The organism is Parapedobacter defluvii (assembly GCF_014642075.1).
Classification (GTDB): domain Bacteria; phylum Bacteroidota; class Bacteroidia; order Sphingobacteriales; family Sphingobacteriaceae; genus Parapedobacter; species Parapedobacter defluvii.
In genome coordinates this window covers 12,718-26,646 of record NZ_BMIK01000013.1, presented here as the reverse complement: position 1 = coordinate 26,646, position 13,929 = coordinate 12,718, and the positions used below count along the sequence as shown (strand labels likewise).

Sequence of the window (13,929 nt, the reverse complement as noted above, 5' to 3'; positions counted from 1 at the left end):
AGCCGCAAGGCTTTTATTTGTCTGCGCGCAGGGCTTTTTGGCTTTGGCGCGCAAGGCTTTTCGTCGCTCGCCGCGACAGGGCGTTACTTTCTTCCGCAGAAAGTAACCAAAGACTCGCCGCTGTATCCTGCCGCTACCACGGTAGTGCATCCCACTGCAAGCCGCGGCAGGATAAGGCGGCATTGGCGGGATACGATGAGGAGGTGCTGACAGGCGCAGGGAACGGACGTTCGGAGCGGAATGGCTGTTCGTATTGCAATACATCTCCGTTCGGAGGGGGATCGGCCTTGAAGAATCGGGAAGCAGGGAGCCGCAAAGCATGTGCAGGAACCTGCGTACTGGCAACATACAAGCGGATTGGGGAAGCACAGCGGCTGCAATACGCACCGTAAATGCTTTGCAATCAGCCTGCGACCGAGGCTTCACAGCCTTGACCTTTGGTTCTTTGGGTCAAGCCAAAGAACGAGCCCTTGCGGCGACTGAGCAAAAGAAGTCGCCTCCGCGGCGATAGAGCGCTCCCATGCCCGGCGAGGGAAAATAAAATAACAAAATACTAATTTATTTAGTATTTTTGTCTCATGGACATCATACAAAATCCCGACTATTTCAAGGGTCGCGGCGCTCAGGTTAATACACATAATAAGTTTGCGGCTCAGCGGTATGTAGCCGAGCACATCGAAGGGCTCGACGAAGAATTTCTGGAAAATTCGGATACGCAGCTTATCGAGGAGCACCCGAAAAAGATAATCAGTACGAACGACAGTCCCGATCTGCCCATGGGGTACTCGCTCAATCCCTATCAGGGGTGTGAACACGGGTGTATTTATTGTTACGCACGGAATGCCCATGAATACTGGGGATACAGTGCGGGGCTGGACTTTGAGCGTAAGATTATCGTGAAGCGGAACGCTGCGGAGGTGCTGGAGCGCCAGTTTAACACAAAAGGTTATCAGCCGCAGGTCATTATGCTATCCGGAAATACCGATTGCTATCAACCTATTGAACGGAAGCTCCGGATTACGCGATCAATTCTGGAAGTAATGCGGGCATACCGGCATCCGGTATCCATCATCAGCAAGAATGGCCTGATTCTGCGGGACCTAGACATTTTGACCGAAATGGCCGGATTGGGGCTCGTTCAGGTGGCGATCTCGTTAAACTCACTGAATGAGGAACTGCGCCAGAAAATGGAACCACGGACGATTACGGCCAAGGGGAGGCTTAAGGTGATTCAGGCCCTTAGTGAAGCAGGCATACCCACGATGATCATGTGTGCACCCATTGTGCCGGGGCTCAACAGTGACGAGATGCCGGAGGTCATCAAAGCCGCAGCCGAACATGGGGCCAAAGGAGCGGGCTATACCATCGTCCGATTAAACGGCGCGATTGGGGAGCTGTTCACAGACTGGGTACATAAGGCATACCCAGACAGGGCCGAAAAGGTGTTGCATAACATTGCAGCGTGCCACGGCGGCAAGCTGAACGATAGCCGTTGGGGCGTACGCATGCGTGGCGAAGGGGAGCTGGCATCCAGTATCAGGCAGTTATTCAAACTCAGTGTAAAGCGCCACATGCCAACCGCCGGGATACCGGAACTGAGACTGGATTTGTTTGCGCCAAAGGGCGGGAGGCAGTTGAATTTGTTTTCCGCTGTCTTTGATGGCCAATAATTTTTCTTACTTTCGGGACCAGAAGTCCTTTACATGAAAGAATACCTGATTAACACTCCTGTAGCGAGCATTATTTTTGCCTTTACGATCGTCACCAGCTTGTACACCTTTTCAAATCAGCATCTTTTCGGCAGATTCATGCTGCATCCTTACAGCGTAAGCCGGGGGCAGCGGGTGTATACACTGCTCACAAGTGGGTTAATCCATCGTGATTGGGGGCATCTGTTATTCAATATGCTCACCTTTTATTTTTTCGGGTTTGCACTTGAGTCCATCTTAGCAGGGCTAAGCACCTGGGGGCATGTACAGTTTGCGTTGCTCTATGTGCTGGGTCTGGTGCTGAGCGATGTCCGCACGGTATTTAAAGAACGCAGTAATCCGCATTACTATAGTTTGGGAGCTTCGGGGGCGATAAGCGCGGTGTTGTTCAGTTTTATTCTTTTTCAGCCGACAACTATGCTGGGCATTTTCTTTATTATCCCCATGCCCGCGTGGCTGTTTGCCATCCTCTATCTGGGGTATTGCGTATGGGCGTCGAAAAACGCACGGGATAGCATCAACCACGACGCGCATTTTTACGGGGCCGTTTTCGGTTTGCTGTTTACCGTTTTGCTGTACCCCGGTATCATCCAGCATTTTATCGATCAGTTTATGTAAACGGTGCTTAGTGTGTTCGAAACACTATTTTAATGCATTCATTATAAGTGTTTTGTATTTATTTTTGCAAAATATCTCCTGAAATGTAAGCTTACTGCATTGCGATTGTTCCGATTAATATTTACATTAGCCGACTTTATAAACTTATCTCAACAAAAGGCAAATGAAAACCTTGGCACCATCGGATTATATCGTCTTCCTGTGTTATTTTATCATTATCTCAGGCTATGGTCTTTGGATTTACTATCGCAAGAAAACCAAGGAATTAAATACCAAGGATTATTTTTTGGCAGAGGGTTCGCTGACGTGGTGGGCCATCGGTGCATCGTTGATTGCTTCCAACATTTCGGCGGAACAGTTTATCGGCATGAGCGGAGACGGCTTCAAACTGGGCCTCGCCATTGCGGCCTATGAGTGGCTGGCGGCGGCTACGCTGATTATTGTGGCGGTGTTTTTTATTCCGGTGTACCTGAAGAATAAGATTTACACCATGCCCCAGTTTCTTAACCAGCGCTATAATGGCACCGTAAGTACCATTATGGCCGTGTTCTGGTTGTTGCTGTATGTCGTGGTCAACCTGACCTCCATTCTTTACCTGGGAGCATTGGCGGTATCGGCCATTTCGGATATTAACTTCACGGTGTGCATGTATGGGCTTGCGATCTTTGCCATTTTCATCGCGCTGGGCGGCATGAAGGTGATCGGGTACACGGATGTGATCCAGGTATTGGTACTGATTCTCGGCGGATTGGCCACAACATACCTGGCACTTAACATGGTGTCTGATCATTTCGGAACCACAGGGGTGTTTAACGGATTGGGCCTGTTGCATGAAAAGGCACCCTCGCACTTCGATATGATTTTTGATAAGACACAGGAACATTACATCAGCTTGCCGGGGCTTTCCATCCTCATTGGTGGGATGTGGATCGTCAACCTCAACTACTGGGGGTGTAATCAGTACATCACGCAGCGGGCACTGGGAGCCGATCTCAAAACCGCCCGCAACGGAATTCTGTTTGCGTCGTTCCTGAAAATGCTGATGCCGGTTATCGTGGTACTGCCGGGCATCGCCGCTTATGTATTGTATCAGGAAGGATTCTTTCAGACGGAGATGCTGGAAGGCGATGCGGTACGTCCGGATAAAGCCTACCCGGTGCTGCTCAACCTGCTTCCCGTAGGATTGAAAGGATTGGCCTTTGCCGCATTGACGGCAGCGGTCGTCGCTTCGCTGGCCGGGAAGTCCAACAGTATCGCAACCATTTTTACGCTCGATATCTTCAAGAAAATATTCAACAAAGATGCCAGTGAACGCCAACTGGTCAATATCGGCAAAATCACCATCGTGGTTACGATGATCCTGGCGGTTGTTATCGCGCCGCACCTGGGTATTGAAAAAGGAGGGTTCCAGTATATTCAGGAGTATACGGGATTTGTATCCCCCGGTATTTTCGCCATGTTCATCCTTGGATTCTTCTGGAAGAAATCCACATCCAATGCGGCATTGTTTGCAACGGTGGGCGGGTTTGCACTGTCCGTTATCCTGAAATTCCTGCCGGAGTGGACGGATCTATCGGGGTTATATTCCATCGGATTTGCCGTACCCAATGCGGCGGGGGTATACGAAATTCCATTCATCGATCGGATGGGGATCGTATTTCTCTTCTGTATTTTAGGGATGTATATCATCAGTGTCATCGAAAATAAGCGGGGTGTGGTGCCCAATGGGCTGGAAGTGGACCGCGGCATGTTTAAGGTTCACCCCGGATTCCTGGCGGGTACGATCATTATCGTGGGATTGCTCGTAGCTGTCTATGCAATTTTCTGGTAGGAAGTAAAACCCCTATCTTTGTTCATGCGATTTGATATCATCACGGTGCTGCCGGGTTTGCTGGAAAGTCCTTTTGCGCACTCAATCTTACAACGTGCTCAGAAAAAAGGACTGTGTGAAATCGTCGTGCATAACCTGCGCGACTACGCGAATAACAAACATAAAAGTGTAGACGATTATCCCTATGGCGGTGGAAGCGGCATGGTAATGCAGATTGAACCTTTTGCAAGCTGTATTGAGCAGTTGCAGAAAGCGCGGGAATATGACGAGGTCATTTTTATGACACCCGATGGTGAGACACTCAACCAATCCATCGCCAATCACCTCTCAACCAAGGGAAATATCATCCTTCTTTGCGGGCACTACAAAGGGATTGACCAGCGCATCCGGGATATCTTCGTGACGCGGGAGCTTTCCATAGGTGACTACGTACTGTCGGGCGGCGAATTGCCGGCCGCGGTATTGGTGGATGCGGTGGTCCGCCTGATTCCTGGTGTCTTGTCTGACGAGACTTCGGCGCTGTCCGATTCGTTTCAGGGAGGATTGCTGGATGCACCGGTATATACGCGGCCGGCCGATTGGCGTGGGCATAAAGTGCCCGATGTGCTGCTGAGCGGTAACGAGGCCGCTATCCATGCCTGGCGGGATGAACAGGCCCTTACCCGTACCAAAGAACGGCGTCCCGATCTTTTTGAAGAGTAAACAGGTACCCTTCACATTTTTTAACACCGATGAATGGGTAACCTTTTGTAAGTTTGAGGATGCTCAAATCCGTTTTTACGCTTATTCTTTTCATCGCTGCGCTGTCGGCCCATACACAGTCTTACCTGTTAACAGGGCAGGTAACCGATGAGCATGGAAATCCGGTGCCGTTTGCCAGCATCTATAAACAAGAAGGTGGCGTGGGCACGGCTGCCAACAGCGAGGGGCTATTCCGGCTCCGGCTGCCGGCAGGCGAACATCAACTGCTTGCCAGAGCGGTCGGATACCGGCAAACTGCGGAACGTTTAACACTCGACCGGGACACCCAGCTGTCCATCGTGCTGCATACAGAGGCTTACCTGCTGGATGAAGTGGTCATCGGCAACGGAGAAGACCCGGCCTACGCGATTATTCGTAAGGCGATCCGCAGCAGGAAGCAGCATTTGAATGAAGCAGCTCCTTACACCGCCCGCGTCTACATCAAGGGGGTGCAGCGGCTGCTGCAGGCACCCAAGAAGTTTTTGGGGATAGACCTCGACGAAATCGGCCGGGAAATCGGCCTGGATTCTAACCGGACGGGTATTGTCTACCTCTCGGAATCCGAATCCCGCATCCGCGTACATCCTCCCGATGATTTTCACGAGGAGATGATCAGCTCCAAGTTTTCAGGCAACAACCAGGCATTCAGTTTTAACCGGGCGGCCGATCTGAAACTTAATTTTTACGAAAACCATCAGCCCATCTTTGACGGGCTTAGCGCCCGACCGTTTGTGTCCCCCATAGCGGATAATGCATTAAGCTACTACCGGTACAGGCTATTGGGCACCACGGAAGAAAATGGGCAGGTAGTCCACAAAATTGAAGTAACCCCGCGCCGCAAGGCGGAACCTCTTTATCAGGGTGATATCTACATCCTAGAAGATTCGTGGCGGATTTATGGGATAAACCTGCTGCTTACCAAGGAAGCAAGTATCAACATACTGGATACGCTGCATATCCGGCAGGAATTTATTCCGTTGCAAAGCGGGCAATGGCAGCCGTCCAGCATCCGGTTTGATTTTGTGGGCGGACTATTCAGTTTCCGGGTGGGCGGATATTTTGCTGCTGTATACAGTGAATATGCGATGAATCCCGAAATGCAACGGGGCAAACTGAATGAGGTATTGCGGATTGTGGAAGGTGTCAATAAACGGGACTCCGTCTATTGGGCTGAACACCGGCCGCTACCGCTTACCGAAGAAGAGCGGGTAGACTACCTCCGGAAAGACAGCTTGCAGCGTCGACGCGAGTCGAAGGAATACCTGGATTCCGTAGACCGCAAAGCGAACCGCTTCAAACCACAGAGCTTTCTGTTGGGTGGATATACGTACCGCAACCGCGCGCAGCGTTGGCGGATTTCGATGGACGGGCTGGCGACTTCCGTGGGCTATAATACCGTGGAAGGACTGGCGCTTAACTACGGTGCACGGTATGTCAAGCGTGTGGATACCATCCTCGATCGGGACCTCACCGTGTACGGCAATGCGCGGTATGGGTTTATCAACAAGCGATTCAACGGTTACGTGGGTACTTCGTTCCCCTTGGCGAAAAGTTTTGTCAACCTGTCCGCCGGCAGTGATATGCAGGACCTAAATAATCGGGGGGCATTGCCGCCGCTTTTCAATACGATCAGTACGGCGTTTTTCGGCCGTAACTACCTGAAATTATACGAACGGACGTTTGCTAGGACGGCGTGGCGATATACGCTGCCGGCTAACGTAACCCTGACCGCATCAGCAGCGTGGGAGAACCGCCTATGGTTACCGAACCGTTCGGGCTATACATTTTGGGAGCAAAATGAGCCATACCTTACTTCAAACAACCCGTTCACGCCGCATGCCGATATTCCCCTGTTTGATGAAAACCAGTCGTTCAAAATCAGCTTGGGAGCAATGTATGACTTTGGTACTCAGTATGAAACCTATCCCCACCGGCGGGTATACCTTCCATCGAAATGGCCTACCTTGTCGGTCAATTATACAAAGGGTATTCCCGGTGTCTTCGGTGGGGATACAGACTATGACTTGGTAACCGCCCGGCTGCACAAAACAGAAATCGGATTGGGACTGTATGGCCGTGTGTCATTCGATATCCAGGGAGGGGCATTTCTGAACAACAAGCGACTATACTACACCGATTACGGGCATTTTAACGGTACAAAGACGTTGGTGAGCGACCAGCATCTCACAACATTCCTGCTGTTGGATTATTACCTGCACAGCACGGCGGGGAACTTTGTAGAGGGGCATGGTGAATATAATTTATCTACGCTACTGACCAGCAAGGTGCCGTTGCTCCGTAAACTCAAGTTGCAGGAAATTATTGGAGTCCACTACCTGCATACGTCTGAAATGGAGCATTATGCAGAGGCGCATGTCGGACTGGAATGGCAGCGGCTGCGTGTGATGTATGCGCGTTCATTCAGTTCCGAGTCCGGGCTACGCGGAAAAGACGCCATCCGGATCGGGTTGAGGCTGTTCTGATGGGTTAATCCAGGGAAGCCGTGATAAGCCGCAGGAATTCGTTGCGGGTGCGCTCATGTGCAAACTCGCCGGTAAACGCCGAAGTGGTGGTAACGGAGTTTTGTTTCTGCACCCCCCGCATACACATGCAAAGGTGTTTGCATTCGATAACCACCGCTACGCCAACCGGGTTCAGCGTGTCCTGAATGCAATCACGGATTTCATTGGTAAGCCGCTCCTGCACCTGCAACCTGCGGGCAAAAATATCCACGACGCGCGGTATTTTGCTAAGTCCAACGATGTGGCCGTTTGGAATATAAGCCACGTGGGCTTTGCCGAAAAAGGGCAGCATGTGGTGCTCACACATGGAGTATACCTCGATGTCTTTGACCACGACCATTTGGCTGTATTCCTCTTCAAACATGGCCCCGCGCAGTATTTCCGCTGCGTCCAAATCGTACCCATGGGTAAGGTATTGTAAGGCTTTGGCCACCCGTTCCGGCGTCTTCAGCAGCCCTTGGCGGGAAGGGTCCTCTCCCAGTAACTCAAGAATCTCCGTATAGTGCCCTGCAATACGGGCAATCTTTTCGGGATTGTAGCGGTCAATCTTGACGTATCCGTCAATTTCTTCCTCGTTGAGTGGAAAGTTAGTTTCCATAATTGTATCCATTAATAGCCGGCGTCAGTCGCCGAAATATTCCACAGAATTGTTTTCAGTTTCGACCAGCCTGACCGAATGCAAGATTGCCCCGTGGGCTTCGATATGGGCTTTGAGCTGATGAAAGATTTCGATCGCGAGCACTTCGGTAGAAGCCATTTTTCCCTGCATGAAATCTACATCTAAATTGACATTCCGGTGATCCAGTTTGTCAATCACATAGGTGGTAATGATACTTTTCAGTTCTTTTAAATCGATGACAAACCCGGTCTCGGGGTTGACTTCCCCTTTTACGGTGACAAAAAGTTCGTAGTTATGCCCGTGCCAATTCGGATTTGAACATTTACCGAAAACGGCCTCGTTCTGTTCCAGTGTCCACCCCTCGCGGTATAATTTATGTGCCGCATTAAACCGTTCACGCCGTGTAAGATATATCATAGCGTGCAAAGATACGTTAATTTGATGATTTGCTAATTGTAAAATCGCCGATTCGCAAATTTGCATTTGCCTCTTATGCCCTTCCTGCGTTGCAAATGCACGAAAGGAACCCCAACTCCCTCTCCGTGTTGCAAATGCACGAAAGGAACCTAGTGGCGTGAACGGAGTGAGCGTTACAGTTCCGTCCCCACCCCGCCTTTCCGTGTTGCAAATGCACGAAAGGAACCTAGTGGCGTGAACGGAGTGAGCGTTACAGTTCCGTATCTACCCCGCCTTCCAGTGTTGCAAATGCACGAAAGGAACCTAGTGGCGTGAACGGAGTGAGCGTTACAGTTCCGTATCTACCCCGCCTTTCCAGTGTTGCAAATGCACGAAAGGAACCTAGTGGCGTGAACGGAGTGAGCGTTACAGTTCCGTCTCCACCCCGCCTTCCAGTGTTGCAAATGCACGAAAGGAACCTAGTGGCGTGAACGGAGTGAGCGTTACAGTTCCGTCCCCACCCCGCCTTCCAGTGTTGCAAATGCACGAAAGGAACCTAGTGGCGTGAACGGAGTGAGCGTTACAGTTCCGTCGTGCATTGCAACACGCCTCTCTAAACCCTATCTTTGCCTCCGTGAAAAGCACCAACAGCAGGTATTTCATTGAACTCGCATTCGACGGTGGAGCTTACCACGGTTGGCAGATCCAGCCGAATGCGTTAACCGTGCAGCAGGTCCTTGACCGGGCATTGAGTACACTGTTGCGCCAATCCATCCATACCGTGGGATGTGGCCGTACCGATACCGGTGTCCATGCGAAACAACTGTATGCACATTTTGACGTGAGTCATTCAGCGGCACTTGACGACACTGACAGATTCCTCTACCAGGTTAACTCCCTGCTGCCGCATGATATCGCTGCAAAAAGACTCATTGCCGTAGCTGATGATGCCCATGCGCGCTTTGACGCGGTGAGGCGCTCGTATGAATACCATGCGCACACCCGGAAAGATCCCTTTTTACACGGTCGCTCCTGGTTACTGCGCGAAGTGCCCGATGTGAGTGCCATGAATGCTGCAGCTGAAATTTTACAGCAATACGAAGATTTTTCCTGTTTCAGCAAGTCCCATACGCAGGTGCATACGAATCTTTGCCGTATTACGGACGCGGAATGGCGTTGGGTGGGTGACGGGCAGCTGGTATTTTACATTTCAGCCAATCGGTTTCTCCGCAACATGGTCAGGGCGATTGTCGGCACGCTCATGGAGATCGGACGGGGTGAGCATGCACCGGAATATATGCACGAGGTCATCCGCAGTAAGGACCGGTCGGTAGCCGGCACCTCGGTTCCGGCCTGTGGGTTGTTTTTATCGGAAGTGACCTATCCATATCTATAATCCGATCGGAGATATCCAACAAAATCGTACTTTTGCATGACCCATGAGCGAACCCCAAGTTACCGGCAAGACGTATGATGCGCACCTGCTGCGCAGGATGATGCGGTATGTGAAGCCCTATCGCAGAATTTTTGTCGTCTCTGTCATCCTTACGATTATCATGGCCGGTGTGGCTCCGGCGCTCCCCATGGTCATTGAGTATACCCTGGATCGATTTATCCTTCAGAATGACGTCAACGGGCTTCAGCTGATGCTGATGCTAATGTTGGGGCTGTTGGTGGTTCAAACCGTGATCCGCTATTTTCATACGTTGATGACCAGCACGTTGGGGCAGTCCGTCATCCGCGACCTGCGCATCGACGTATTCAACCACATTACGGGGCTGCGGCTGAAATATTTTGACCATACGCCAATCGGCCGGCTGATCACCCGTACGATCTCCGATCTGGAAACCATTGCAAATATCTTTTCCGAGGGGCTCATCCAGATCATCGGAGACATCCTTCAGCTGGTGGTTATCCTCGGTGTAATGTTTTATACCGATTGGAAGCTGACACTGATCGTGTTGATTCCCATGCCCCTGATGATCGGGGCAACCTACGTTTTTAAAGAGGCCATGAAATCGGCCTTTCAAGATGTGCGCAAGTGGGTATCCAACCTCAATACGTTCCTGCAGGAACACATATCGGGCATCCCTATCATCCAGTACTTCGCGCGTGAAGAGCAGGAAATGCGTAAGTTTAAGGCGGCGAACGCCGAGCATCGCAATGCACACATCCGGGCCAATTGGTATTTTTCTATTTTTTTTCCGGTGATAGAAGTGATCATGGCCATTGCGTTGGGCCTGTTGGTATGGTACGGTTCTAAACAGGTATTGGCCGGCCAGCTGTCGCCGGGTGTGATTGTGGCATTCATTATGTACATCAACATGATCTTCCGTCCCATCCGGGAATTGGTAGATAAATTCAATACCCTGCAGATGGGGATGGTAAGTGCCGAGCGGATATTTGCGGTGCTGGATACCGATGAACAAACCCCGAACACCGGCACCCGGCAACCTGGCACGATCCGCGGAGACATTGTATTTGACAAGGTATGGTTTGCTTACGATGCCGACAACTGGGTGCTGAAAGACATCAACTTCCACGTGAAGCCGGGTGAAACCCTTGCTTTGGTGGGGGCTACGGGTGCCGGCAAGTCCTCTACCATCAACATTCTCAGCCGCTTTTACGAAGTAAACAGCGGTGCTATCCTGTTGGACGGCACGGATATCCGTGATTATGAACTTAATTACCTGCGCCGTACCATTGCTACGGTGTTGCAGGATGTTTTTCTGTTTTCGGATTCGGTGGCCAACAACATCAGCCTGAATGATCCGGCTATTACACGGGAGCAGATTGTCGACGCGGCCAAACAGGTGGGAGCCCATGAGTTTATCATGCGGTTGCCGGGTGGGTATGACTATAAAGTGCAGGAACGGGGTGCAACCCTTTCTTCCGGGCAGGCCCAACTGATTTCATTTATCCGGGCGCTGGTTCACGACCCCAGAATACTGGTATTGGATGAAGCTACTTCATCGGTAGACACCGAGACCGAGGAACTTATTCAGCAAGCCATTGACACGCTGATGAAAGGCCGCACGTCCATCGTCATTGCCCACCGGCTGTCTACCATCCAGAAGGCCGATAAGATCATTGTGCTTGATAAAGGCGAAATGAAGGAAATGGGTTCCCACCAGGAATTGCTCCGGATAGACGGGTATTACCGCCGGTTATACGAGCTGCAATTCCATTCGGCAGGAATCTAATCCGGGTTCACGTTATTCGGCTATTGAATCCAATCCGCGTTTCCGCATCAGGTATACCGGATTCGGATCGGCACCCCGGAAGTTACGGTACAACACGGCTGGGCGCTCGGTTCCGCCCCGTTCCAGGATGTTCCCGCGGAAGGAGTCGGCCGTAGCCTTGTCGAACAATCCCTTCTCTTTAAACGCGGCAAAGGCATCCGAATCCAATACTTCTGCCCAGATGTAGCTGTAATAGCCTGCAGAATATCCACCACTGAAAATATGCTGGAAATACGTGCTGCGGTAGCGTGGAATGATTTCATCGATCAGTCCGATTTTGCGCATGGAAGCCTGCTCGAAAGCAACTGCCCCATCGGTAATCTCGGCTGTTTGTGTGTGGTAATCCATGTCGAGAAAAGAAGCCGCCAGGTATTCAACGGTTGCAAACCCCTGGTCGAACGTACGGGCTCGTTCCAGCTTGGCGATCAATTCATCCGGAATGACCGCTCCGGTCTCATAATGGCGGGCATATAAGCGGAGTACCGCAGGGTCTGCTGCCCAGTTTTCCAGGATCTGCGAGGGAAGCTCCACAAAATCCCGTGAAACGGAAGTGCCCGATAAGCTTTCATAGGTGACGTTTGAAAGCAATCCGTGCAGGGCATGGCCGAATTCGTGGAACAAGGTGCTGGCTTCATCAAAGGTGAGCAGCGCAGGCTTGTCGCCGATGGGCTTGGTGAAGTTGCAAACGATGGAAATGATCGGTGCGATGCGCTTACCGTCTTCGGTTTTCTGCCGGCGGTAAGAGGTCATCCATGCACCCACACGTTTGGATGCACGCGGGAAAAAATCGGCATAGAGAATACCCAGTTGGCTGCCATCGGCATCGGATACTTCGTATACTTCGACATCGGGATGGTATACAGGTATGCTATCCAGCGCCGTGAAGGTAAGTCCATACAGGCGGTTGGCAACGTCAAAAGCACCTTCGCGTACGTTGCGCAGGCTGAAATAAGGCTTGATTTCGTCTTCATTGAGCGCGTACCGTTTTTGGCGGATCTTTTCGCTGTAGTAACACCAGTCGTACGGAGCAGGATCAAACGATTGGCCCGACGCTTCGATTTCCTTCTTGATATCAGCAGCTTCTACCTTAGCCTTGGCCAATGCGGGCTTCCAAAGGTCATGTAGCAATTGGTATACATGGTCCGGCTTTTCAGCCATTGCTTCTTCCAATACGTAGTGTGCATGTGTGGGATAGCCCAACAGATTGGCCCGTTGCAGCCGGAGGTTGGCTATCTTTACGGCGATTTCTTTATTGTCGCTGGCATTCCCGTTATCTCCCCGGTTTTTATAGGCCTCCCAGATCTGTTTGCGTAGGACGCGGTTGTCGGCATATTGCAAAAAGGGCATAACGCTGGGATTGGAAAGTGTAAATACCCACTTGCCTGGTTTTCCGGTTTCGCCGGCCGTTTCCGCAGCGGCGGCGATCAGACTTTCCGGCAGCCCTGCCAGATCTTTCTCGTGGTCAATAACCAGTTCGTAAGCATTGGTTTCCGCCAGCAGGTTTTGGTTGAACTGTACCGTCAGGACCGACAGCTCTTCGTTGATCTTGCGTAGCTTGTTCTTGTCTTCTTCCTGTAGGTTGGCACCACCCCGGACAAACATTTTATAGGTGTTTTCCAGCAACTTGGCCTGCTCTGGGTTAAGCGAGAGGGAGTCCCTTTGGTTCCAGACGGATTGGATGCGGGTAAACAGCTGTTCATTCAGACGGATGTTGTCATGGTGGGCGGAAAGTACCGGTGCCATTGTTTTTACAACGGCTTGGATCGAATCATTGGTGTTGGCCGAGTTAAGGTTGCTGAGCACTGTATTAACCCGGCTAAGCAGCCGGCCGGCATGTTCCAACGAGACGATGGTGTTCTCAAAAGTGGGCGCTTCGGCGTTGCCGACGATGGCCGCAATTTCTTCGTTGTGCTCCTCCATCCCTGCTTCGAGGGCGGGTTTGAAATGTCCGTCTTTGATCTGGTCAAAAGGTGGCACACCGAAGGGCGTGTTATATGCAATTAAAAATGGGTTTTCGGCGATCTTTTTGGGGTCTTCACAAGACGTGATATACGCGGTAGAAATCATCAATAAGGGTAAAATTTGTTTACGATTCATCTGTGTGCGGATGGGTTTCCGGAGCCAAAGGTAGGAATAAGTTGTCAAGTTAAAAAAGCGAGGGATGCTACGGATACACGAATCAATCATCATTGATCATTCGTGTATCCGTGGGCCGGCAGTATTTTGCGGGCCGGAGGTGGCAATTTTTTTG

General features: G+C 51.1%; 11 protein-coding genes. 8 read left to right on the top strand and 3 right to left on the bottom strand.

The window, feature by feature from the left end; genetic code table 11:
• Positions 1 to 17 precede the first annotated feature (17 nt).
• From IEX60_RS16735 to IEX60_RS16710, 6 genes are all read left to right on the top strand, one after another.
• The gene (locus IEX60_RS16735) at positions 18 to 392 is read left to right on the top strand and encodes a hypothetical protein (RefSeq protein ID WP_188752554.1); all 375 of its coding nucleotides are present in this window, start codon (positions 18 to 20) and stop codon (positions 390 to 392) included.
• 186 nt (positions 393 to 578) lie between these two features.
• On the top strand, positions 579 to 1,670 hold the full coding sequence (locus IEX60_RS16730) for a PA0069 family radical SAM protein (RefSeq protein WP_188752553.1): 1,092 nt from the start codon (positions 579 to 581) through the stop codon (positions 1,668 to 1,670).
• A gap of 33 nt (positions 1,671 to 1,703) precedes the next feature.
• Entirely contained in the window at positions 1,704 to 2,327 is a 624-nt protein-coding gene (locus IEX60_RS16725) for a rhomboid family intramembrane serine protease (RefSeq protein WP_188752552.1), read from the top strand.
• Between the two features lie 163 nt (positions 2,328 to 2,490).
• Complete coding sequence (locus IEX60_RS16720) at positions 2,491 to 4,158, top strand: sodium/sugar symporter (RefSeq protein ID WP_188752551.1); 1,668 nt, start codon at positions 2,491 to 2,493, stop codon at positions 4,156 to 4,158.
• A gap of 24 nt (positions 4,159 to 4,182) precedes the next feature.
• Positions 4,183 to 4,860, top strand: coding sequence for a tRNA (guanosine(37)-N1)-methyltransferase TrmD (trmD, locus tag IEX60_RS16715; protein WP_188752550.1), 678 nt, complete (start codon positions 4,183 to 4,185; stop codon positions 4,858 to 4,860).
• Between the two features lie 59 nt (positions 4,861 to 4,919).
• Positions 4,920 to 7,382, top strand: coding sequence for a DUF5686 and carboxypeptidase regulatory-like domain-containing protein (locus IEX60_RS16710; RefSeq protein ID WP_188752549.1), 2,463 nt, complete (start codon positions 4,920 to 4,922; stop codon positions 7,380 to 7,382).
• Positions 7,383 to 7,386: 4 nt separating this feature from the next.
• Here the strand turns inward: IEX60_RS16710 and folE are convergent, their stop codons facing one another.
• Positions 7,387 to 8,019: a GTP cyclohydrolase I FolE gene (folE, locus tag IEX60_RS16705; RefSeq protein WP_229717611.1), complete on the bottom strand. Its 633-nt coding sequence runs from the start codon at positions 8,017 to 8,019 to the stop codon at positions 7,387 to 7,389.
• A 24-nt stretch (positions 8,020 to 8,043) separates the two neighbouring features.
• Positions 8,044 to 8,457, bottom strand: coding sequence for a 6-pyruvoyl trahydropterin synthase family protein (locus IEX60_RS16700; RefSeq protein ID WP_188752547.1), 414 nt, complete (start codon positions 8,455 to 8,457; stop codon positions 8,044 to 8,046).
• A 613-nt stretch (positions 8,458 to 9,070) separates the two neighbouring features.
• On the opposite strand from IEX60_RS16700, the gene truA reads away from it, so the two are divergent.
• Entirely contained in the window at positions 9,071 to 9,832 is a 762-nt protein-coding gene (gene truA, locus IEX60_RS16695; protein ID WP_188752546.1) for a tRNA pseudouridine(38-40) synthase TruA, read from the top strand.
• Between the two features lie 43 nt (positions 9,833 to 9,875).
• Positions 9,876 to 11,639, top strand: coding sequence for an ABC transporter ATP-binding protein (locus IEX60_RS16690; RefSeq protein ID WP_188752545.1), 1,764 nt, complete (start codon positions 9,876 to 9,878; stop codon positions 11,637 to 11,639).
• A gap of 12 nt (positions 11,640 to 11,651) precedes the next feature.
• Here IEX60_RS16690 and IEX60_RS16685 read toward each other — a convergent pair whose 3' ends face one another.
• Positions 11,652 to 13,775, bottom strand: coding sequence for a M3 family metallopeptidase (locus tag IEX60_RS16685; protein WP_188752544.1), 2,124 nt, complete (start codon positions 13,773 to 13,775; stop codon positions 11,652 to 11,654).
• Between the last annotated feature and the right edge of the window lie 154 nt (positions 13,776 to 13,929).

What these genes read in the sequence shown, in the direction of transcription:
- IEX60_RS16730 (WP_188752553.1), top strand. Translation starts at nt 579, where the DNA reads ATGGACATCATACAAAATCCCGACTATTTCAAGGGTCGCGGCGCTCAG.
- IEX60_RS16725 (WP_188752552.1), top strand. Translation starts at nt 1,704, where the DNA reads ATGAAAGAATACCTGATTAACACTCCTGTAGCGAGCATTATTTTTGCC.
- IEX60_RS16720 (WP_188752551.1), top strand. Translation starts at nt 2,491, where the DNA reads ATGAAAACCTTGGCACCATCGGATTATATCGTCTTCCTGTGTTATTTT.
- trmD (WP_188752550.1), top strand. Translation starts at nt 4,183, where the DNA reads ATGCGATTTGATATCATCACGGTGCTGCCGGGTTTGCTGGAAAGTCCT.
- IEX60_RS16710 (WP_188752549.1), top strand. Translation starts at nt 4,920, where the DNA reads ATGCTCAAATCCGTTTTTACGCTTATTCTTTTCATCGCTGCGCTGTCG.
- folE (WP_229717611.1), bottom strand. Translation starts at nt 8,019, where the DNA reads ATGGAAACTAACTTTCCACTCAACGAGGAAGAAATTGACGGATACGTC.
- IEX60_RS16700 (WP_188752547.1), bottom strand. Translation starts at nt 8,457, where the DNA reads ATGATATATCTTACACGGCGTGAACGGTTTAATGCGGCACATAAATTA.
- IEX60_RS16690 (WP_188752545.1), top strand. Translation starts at nt 9,876, where the DNA reads ATGAGCGAACCCCAAGTTACCGGCAAGACGTATGATGCGCACCTGCTG.
- IEX60_RS16685 (WP_188752544.1), bottom strand. Translation starts at nt 13,775, where the DNA reads ATGAATCGTAAACAAATTTTACCCTTATTGATGATTTCTACCGCGTAT.